8 protein-coding genes are annotated in these 6,702 nt (G+C 44.0%); 4 read left to right on the top strand and 4 right to left on the bottom strand.

The window, feature by feature from the left end; translation table 11 throughout:
• Positions 1-495: 495 nt before the first annotated feature.
• Together F6K20_RS19045 and F6K20_RS19040 are read right to left on the bottom strand one after the other, a co-directional pair.
• A complete protein-coding gene (locus F6K20_RS19045) occupies positions 496-1,092 on the bottom strand; it encodes a hypothetical protein (RefSeq protein WP_008189255.1) in 597 nt (198 codons plus the stop codon).
• Between the two features lie 45 nt (positions 1,093-1,137).
• Entirely contained in the window at positions 1,138-1,356 is a 219-nt protein-coding gene (locus F6K20_RS19040) for a hypothetical protein (protein WP_008189258.1), read from the bottom strand.
• A 207-nt stretch (positions 1,357-1,563) separates the two neighbouring features.
• Between F6K20_RS19040 and F6K20_RS19035 the strand changes: the two genes are divergently transcribed.
• Together F6K20_RS19035 and F6K20_RS19030 are read left to right on the top strand one after the other, a co-directional pair.
• Positions 1,564-2,229: a sigma-70 family RNA polymerase sigma factor gene (locus F6K20_RS19035; protein ID WP_287295650.1), complete on the top strand. Its 666-nt coding sequence runs from the start codon at positions 1,564-1,566 to the stop codon at positions 2,227-2,229.
• Positions 2,230-2,316: 87 nt separating this feature from the next.
• Positions 2,317-3,372, top strand: coding sequence for a tetratricopeptide repeat protein (locus tag F6K20_RS19030; RefSeq protein WP_287295648.1), 1,056 nt, complete (start codon positions 2,317-2,319; stop codon positions 3,370-3,372).
• Here F6K20_RS19030 and F6K20_RS19025 read toward each other — a convergent pair.
• Complete coding sequence (locus F6K20_RS19025) at positions 3,362-3,892, bottom strand: 2TM domain-containing protein (RefSeq protein WP_008189265.1); 531 nt, start codon at positions 3,890-3,892, stop codon at positions 3,362-3,364. The two genes, F6K20_RS19030 and F6K20_RS19025, sit on opposite strands and share 11 nt — an antisense overlap.
• Before the next feature lie 34 nt (positions 3,893-3,926).
• Between F6K20_RS19025 and F6K20_RS19020 the strand changes: the two genes are divergently transcribed.
• Positions 3,927-4,193, top strand: coding sequence for a hypothetical protein (locus F6K20_RS19020; protein WP_008189267.1), 267 nt, complete (start codon positions 3,927-3,929; stop codon positions 4,191-4,193).
• A gap of 155 nt (positions 4,194-4,348) precedes the next feature.
• Entirely contained in the window at positions 4,349-5,476 is a 1,128-nt protein-coding gene (locus tag F6K20_RS19015) for a site-2 protease family protein (RefSeq protein WP_287295646.1), read from the top strand.
• A 104-nt stretch (positions 5,477-5,580) separates the two neighbouring features.
• Here the strand turns inward: F6K20_RS19015 and F6K20_RS19010 are convergent.
• Positions 5,581-6,702: DUF1688 family protein (locus F6K20_RS19010; protein WP_287295645.1), on the bottom strand; the 1,122-nt coding region annotated here is incomplete at its 5' end.

The following is a 6,702-nucleotide window of genomic DNA, read 5'->3' as shown; positions in this document are numbered from 1 at the left end:
CACTCCCCGTCCTATAAGGACGGGGATTCTTACTTCAACGAGCTGTCTTGCCAAACCAGGTCGGAACCAGGAAAGGTAGAGGACAATTCTCCATAAGAGTTTAGATATTATAGATCTAGGTTTCGGTGTGCCCCACCGTACCTTACCTTTTTTTTACATATAGATAGATACTTTTTTTATCTAATTTTTTTTCATAGACGTTTAAGTCGTTAGACCAAATTACGCAATATGTATCTCTTACATATTTTTTACGTTGTCTACTTATGATTAGATAGTATTTATCTAGTTTTTGGTTTCTTGTTTATACTTTTATAATAACACGCAGTGCGAAAACTGTCAAGTTTTAACTTAAAAAGAAAGCCGTCCTATAAGGACGGGGCGCGATTACCCAAAATTTTTGGTAAATGTGATTAGGCGTAAAACCTTAGGCTGGTGCGCTACGCGCAATTGTTACCCGCCTAATCCCTGATTAACTCACCATTATTGATTTAACCGCTAATTAGAAACTTCTGCCAGTTCAATTACACGATCGTCCACATCCTTGACCAAAAAGTTCAGGGGCTTGAGGGTGCGCACTTTGTATTTCAGCCGTCTCATCTGCACCAGCATCAAAACTTGATCCAAGCACTCATGGTCAAAGCACACGTGACGTTGTTGGTTTTTATTGCCCAAGCTAGCTCCGGAAATCACGTGGAGCTGGGTATTCTTCTTTAACTGGTACCATAGCCCATCAGCACCACTGAACTGGGTCGCTTGGGTGGTTCCCAGATTGGTTGACATATATAGGGGGTCAATGCTGGTACTCCCCATGGTTTGCTCGTAATTATAGTAGTAATGTAGGGGGACTTCTGCTGCGGATAACTCTAGCAAGCCTTCATAAAACTGTCGCGCTATTGCCAAATCAGACACCATGATGGTGTGAACTTTTGGAGCGCTGGTCAAAAACATCCACATGGCAAAGGCATAGGCCCCTAGGAGCATCACCATGATACCTTGAGTGGAAAACAGGCTATCTAAAGGCAAAGAGGGTAAAAATGCGCCAAGAGGCAGGGGCGAAGTTAGCCAGGAAATAATATCAACTGATAGAATCATAAACTTAAACAGAGTTAGCAACTGGATAAATTAGTTTAAAGGTCCTTATGAACTTTTTGTCCAATCGTAGGTAATATTATTACCATCAGACATTGAGGTGCGACCCAAGGCCGTGAGCAATCCCTCACGGCCTTGGAGGCGCGCACCTTGGCGATGGCCTTTGGGCCACGCTACGCGAACGCTTTTTCTCAATTTTAGCTTCAACTGAAGGAGCATCGGAGCACCACAGGTTGTAGACTTGGTATCGGCATCCATCTCCTTCATCTTGAGGTCTAGTCCAGACCTAGGATACTAGGTTTGGAGATTGATCAACTCCAATGCCAGTTAATCATCGGCATTTCCCCTTTCTCAACACGAGGGGGTTGTGGTGAGATCAGGATGCATCTACAGGTGCGACCTGTGGCGAATTAAATTCCCTAAGGTCAAGGGCACCTCTCTAATTCTCCTAATTACAGGTTTTATTGAAAGATTGTGCAAATTCCCAATTTTCCTGAATCTAAGCATCCACTTATTAAATCACTGTTTCATCATAGTGATCAGGAATTGCTGACTTTGTTTCAGCGTCATCGGTCTGAAGGGAAGTACTTTACAGCAATTTTCTGTCGCTACAGTCCTATTGTCTATACATTAGTGCGCCACTCAGCGCGATCGCCTGTACAGGCGGAATATCTATTTGCTCTGACTTGGCGTCACATCTATCACGAACTGGGTGGCATGGATTTGCGGGAGGATTATGGACTAGAGTCAACGTCCTTCCAAAACCAGATTATAAACCTAACGGCGGTTTGTATTAACCAGGCCGACTTGCCACCAGTGGAATCTATTCACTATAACCTGAAGGTAGCACCACCACCCTTGTGGTGTTATCTGGAAATGGCATTGGAACAGCTGCCACCAGCGGTGCGGTTGATGGTAATCATGGCTCAGACCTTTCACTGGAGTGAAACGCGAATTGCGGCTTATCTGCAAGCGGAGGGAGAAATGATTACTCCAGCTGAGGTGAGAAAAGAACTTCAAGAAGGCTATGAATTGTTGGAAGCTGCTTTACCCGATGATATTAGGGTGGTCTATCTGGGGGTCGAAGCCAAGAATCGAGAAGAATCTGATCTATTTGCAGTACCGGTTTTGAGTGAATAAGGGGCGGTTAGTTTGCACCCTTGATCGGGGTACTTTGATTATAGGTTCAACAATAGCAGAAACGTTGATCAAACGGAGTCTTTTGGTATGGCGAATCGTAGCAGGTTGCTGACTAGTCTTTCCGGAATCATAGCGCTAGCCTTTATTCCCTTGGTAATGTTGGCTAGCCCTATGGCTTGGGGTCAGACTCGGAGCATCGACCAACAACTGGCAATCCCTTTAGACAATCGTAGTGACCGCAGAGCAAGAAATCGGGCAGATTTTTTCCTGGAACAGTCAGAGCTGGCCAAACAGAGTGGTAACTTGAACGAAGCGATCGCGTATTTGTCCCAAGCGGGAGAAATTTATCAGCAAATTGGTGACTTTGAGGGATTGGGTAAGACTTACAATTCCCTAGGTCAGACTTACGCCAAGTTGGGACGCTATCAAGATGCAGAGCGAGCCTTGCGCCGAGGCTTGGGTGCTGCCCGTTCTCAACAAAGTTTTCAGCCACAGATTTATAGTATAAATAATATTGGAATATTATTGCTGCAAACGAGAAACCTCAAAGCGGCTCAGGAAGCTTTTACGGAAGCACTGACCATTTCCCGTACTATTAAGGATGATGACGGTGAAGGGTTGAGTCTGAATAATTTAGGCTTAGTGGCAGCTCAAGGGGGAAATTATCCCGAGGCGATTAAGTGGTATGAAGCTGCCCTAGTTTTACGGCGTCGCTCTCGGGATAAGTTGGGTGAGACGAATATCCGGAATAACTTGGGAGATGCCTATCTCGCCGCTAGACGGGAAAAAGATGCTTTGTATTCTTACCGCATTGCCCAGATACTGGCTGAGAAAGTTGACAATGTGTTCAATCAGATTCGTGCTATTAAGGGTATAGCGTTAACCCATATCGCTACAGGTAAGAATCGGCAAGCGGTGAAAGCACTGAAGGAATATCTGGCTTTGGCACAAGAACAAAACAATCGCCGTGAAGAGCTTGTTGCTCTAAAGTTGTTTGCCCAGTTATATCAAGACACTGGTAACTTGTTGGAAGCTCGGGCTTTTTATGAAAAAGCGATCGCAGTGGCTCATGCTTTAGGAGATATTCAGGAAGAAACATTGTTGATGAGCGATTTAGCTCAAATTATTTATGTTAGTCCTTAGTAGTTAGTCCTTGGTCTTGAATCCAGTTTTTGAGACTAGAATAAGTTGATTGGGCTATCTGTTTGACCTGGTTTTGAAGTTTCCATTTTTGGAAAGCTCTTTCGTAGTCATCGCCCTGTACTTGATAAGTATTCCAGGCTCTGAGTGCTATCCACAAACCCCAGAACAAGAAAATATATAAAGACCAAGACAGGGCAGCAAAGTTAAAACCAACGTTAATTAGATTAATCGCCAATAAAAAACTATTAACGATTACAAATTTTCCAAAACTTTTTTTGAATTGGCTACGTCGGTAGCTATTGAATTCATGACGTTTTTGCTGTTCTTGTTGTTGGGCTAGCCATTCTCGTTCTGCTTCCAAGAGAGTGTGGATTGAAATCCCTAATTCTGAAGCAATTTCCACCAACTGTTCACGGGAAAATTCTTCAACCATTTCCTGACGTGCCAGGGCTAGATTGAGGATTTGCTGGATGTCTTGTTGGTTGTAAGAGTGGGTGCTTTTGGTTTGAAAGACGGACATCGTTTAGTCAGTTTTACTAGTAGGAAGGGGGGTAGTGCTTAAAGAAGATGTTGCTCTAAACACGCTTGAGCTAAGAGCGGTGCTTAATTTTATTATGCCGATGGAAACAGAGAGGGGTCAAACCACCTGCATTCCTAAAACCGCACTAAGCGTGGACGGATTTTACGGCATTTTAGCAATCGGCAAATCTTTTACATTTCGTTACGATAGAACCATGAAAGACGAAACTACTATCGAGTTGCCTTCAGGTAGGTTAATTGTTCATTGCTCTTGGTTGATTGTTGATTGGCAAAAGCGATAAACCCTTTACTGCCAAGGATAACTGGCAATGGTATCATGATCTATTTTTCATGAACTATTTTTCATGAAATGTTAACTATGAACCATAACCTATCTACTACCTTAGAAGCCAACTTGGTATAAAAAAACGTCTTAGGAGAGTTTGAGGTAGTCTGCATGAACGGCAGTATTCGTGTTGGGAATTTATTTGGGATTCCCTTTTATGTGAATCCAAGCTGGTTTCTAGTCCTAGCTTTAGTCACCTTTGATTTCGGAGGTGACTTAACAAATTTTTCAGGATTGAGCGGTGTTTTGCCATGGTTTTTAGGATTTGTGACTGCACTTTTGTTATTTGCCTCTGTCTTAGCTCATGAACTAGGACACAGTTTTGTAGCGATTCAGCAGGGAATTGAGGTTAAATCTATCACTCTCTTCCTATTTGGTGGTCTAGCTAGCCTGGAGAAAGAATCAAAAAGTCCACTAGAGGCGTTCTTAGTTGCGATTGCTGGTCCAGCTGTTAGTTTGCTACTATTTGCTCTACTATATGCCGTTCAGGCTAATGCTAATCTAGCTAGTTCATTGGCATCAATTGTTGGACTCCTCGCCTCCATCAATTTGGCTTTAGCATTGTTCAACTTAATTCCTGGCTTACCCCTAGATGGGGGTAACATCCTGAAGGCACTGGTTTGGCAAGTTACGGACAACCCACACAAAGGTGTGTTATTTGCTAGCCGTGTTGGTCAGTTCTTTGGTTGGGGAGGAATTATTTATGGAGTGCTTCCAATCCTACTTTATGGTAGCTTTAATGGCATCTGGTTTGCCTTAATTGGTTTGTTCTTGCTGCAAAATGCTGGCATGTCTGCCCAATCTGCTATGGTTCAAGACCAGCTCGATGGGTTGACAGCAGAAGATGCGATCATTGCCAACAGCCCAATTGTATTCGCTGATTTGTCTCTAAGGGAGTTTGCCAACGAGTACATTATCGGTAAAAATCAGTGGCGCAAGTTTGTAGTAACTGATGAAGCGGGCCAACTGCTAGGAGTTGTGATAGTCGATGATATCAAAACTGTTCCTACCTCTAATTGGCCGGTGACTCCAGTAAGAGCACTGATGAAGTCTGTTAAGACTTTTAAAACTGTTCAATCAGACCATTCCCTGTTAGAGGTTGTAAAAATTATGGAGAAAGAGCAGCTAGATCAGCTACCTGTGGTTAGTGACAACGGTGTAGTGATGGGAATTCTGGATACAGCTTCCATTCGCAGTATCCTCGAAGAACGAAAAAAGGCTATTGAGGGTAAGGGGTAAGGGGTAAGGGGTAATGGGTAATGGGTAATGGGTAATGGGTAACTGAACCAACTACTAGATCACCCAACTAGACTTGAGTACCCAATTGAGCAGGTCAAATTTTGTCAAAAGACTGTGCCATCACTTTCTATCTGAATCGGGGAAGAGCCTCCTGGTCTTAATTGAGCAGCAATTCTACGTCCTGCTGTCCAAGTTCCTCCTTGTAAAACTTTTACTAGTGGCAATTCAGTAGCACTCAGGTTCAGTTGTTGACGAATAGTTCCTGCTATTTGATCTAGCAAACTAACGGTGAGTGCTCGCCACTCAATAATCACTTCGGAGCTGGGTAAGTGAGACTGTTGTAAAATAGCGCTATCCTTGACTTCTAGTAATCCTAGATCTAAACATAAGCCCCCATTTCGATATTCTGCTAGGCCGGTCAACTGCTCAAGTTCAGTAATCTCTAAACCCAGTTCCTGCAATGGCTCTAATAGGGAGTAAGTTAACCACTGGGAGAGTTTGTGAAATGGTACATACTCGGAACCATAGTTATCCCCTTTGAGAGCAGAATGTTGCCACACATCCCCTAAGTTGACCCCCGCTATTGATTCTCGTTTTGGCCAAATATCCCCTAATCCTTCGAGGACGGTGCTGAATAGGTTAGTGGCACTCAGAAGGTTGGCAGGTTCACAGGTTGCAGGTTGTTGGTTGCCAGGTTGTAGGTTAGCTGGTTGACAAGTTGCAGGTTGTTCCTGGGGAGGTTGTGAATCTGTAAGTGGCTTGACCCAGCTTTGGTTGTCTTGGCAACTTTCAAGGTTTAAGTTGCTAAGCTGCAATCCCTTGGTAACCTGCAACTGATCTAGCCAGTGGTAATTTACCAAGTCATTTACCAAGTAATTTACTAAGTTGCCAGGACGAGGATTGACTTTGCCAAACATCTGTGGTATAATAGCTAGGGATTGCCCTAAGCGCTGTAGTAAGGCTAGCCTACCCTCTATGCCTATGAGTGGATTGGTTTGACTGACCTGGAATCCCTGGGCTAAGTGGTGGGCACTCAAGGATTGAAGTCCTTTGGCATCGACTTGCCAAGGTAGGTCTGGGTCGCTGGAGAAAGCTCCCTGACAGAACATGCGGAAACTAGCAACGGCTAATCCTTCGGAACGGCGAAACACTAGTCCGGTTTCTGGTTCATGATACTGCCAATTGCTGGCAGCTCCAGCATCGAGCAGGACGCTAATGATGACTAA

Origin of the sequence: Moorena sp. SIO2C4 (assembly GCF_010672485.1) — a bacterium.
GTDB classification, from domain to species: domain Bacteria; phylum Cyanobacteriota; class Cyanobacteriia; order Cyanobacteriales; family Coleofasciculaceae; genus Moorena; species Moorena producens.
Note: the sequence above shows the minus strand (reverse complement) of the source record. Positions and strands in the feature narration are given on the sequence as shown.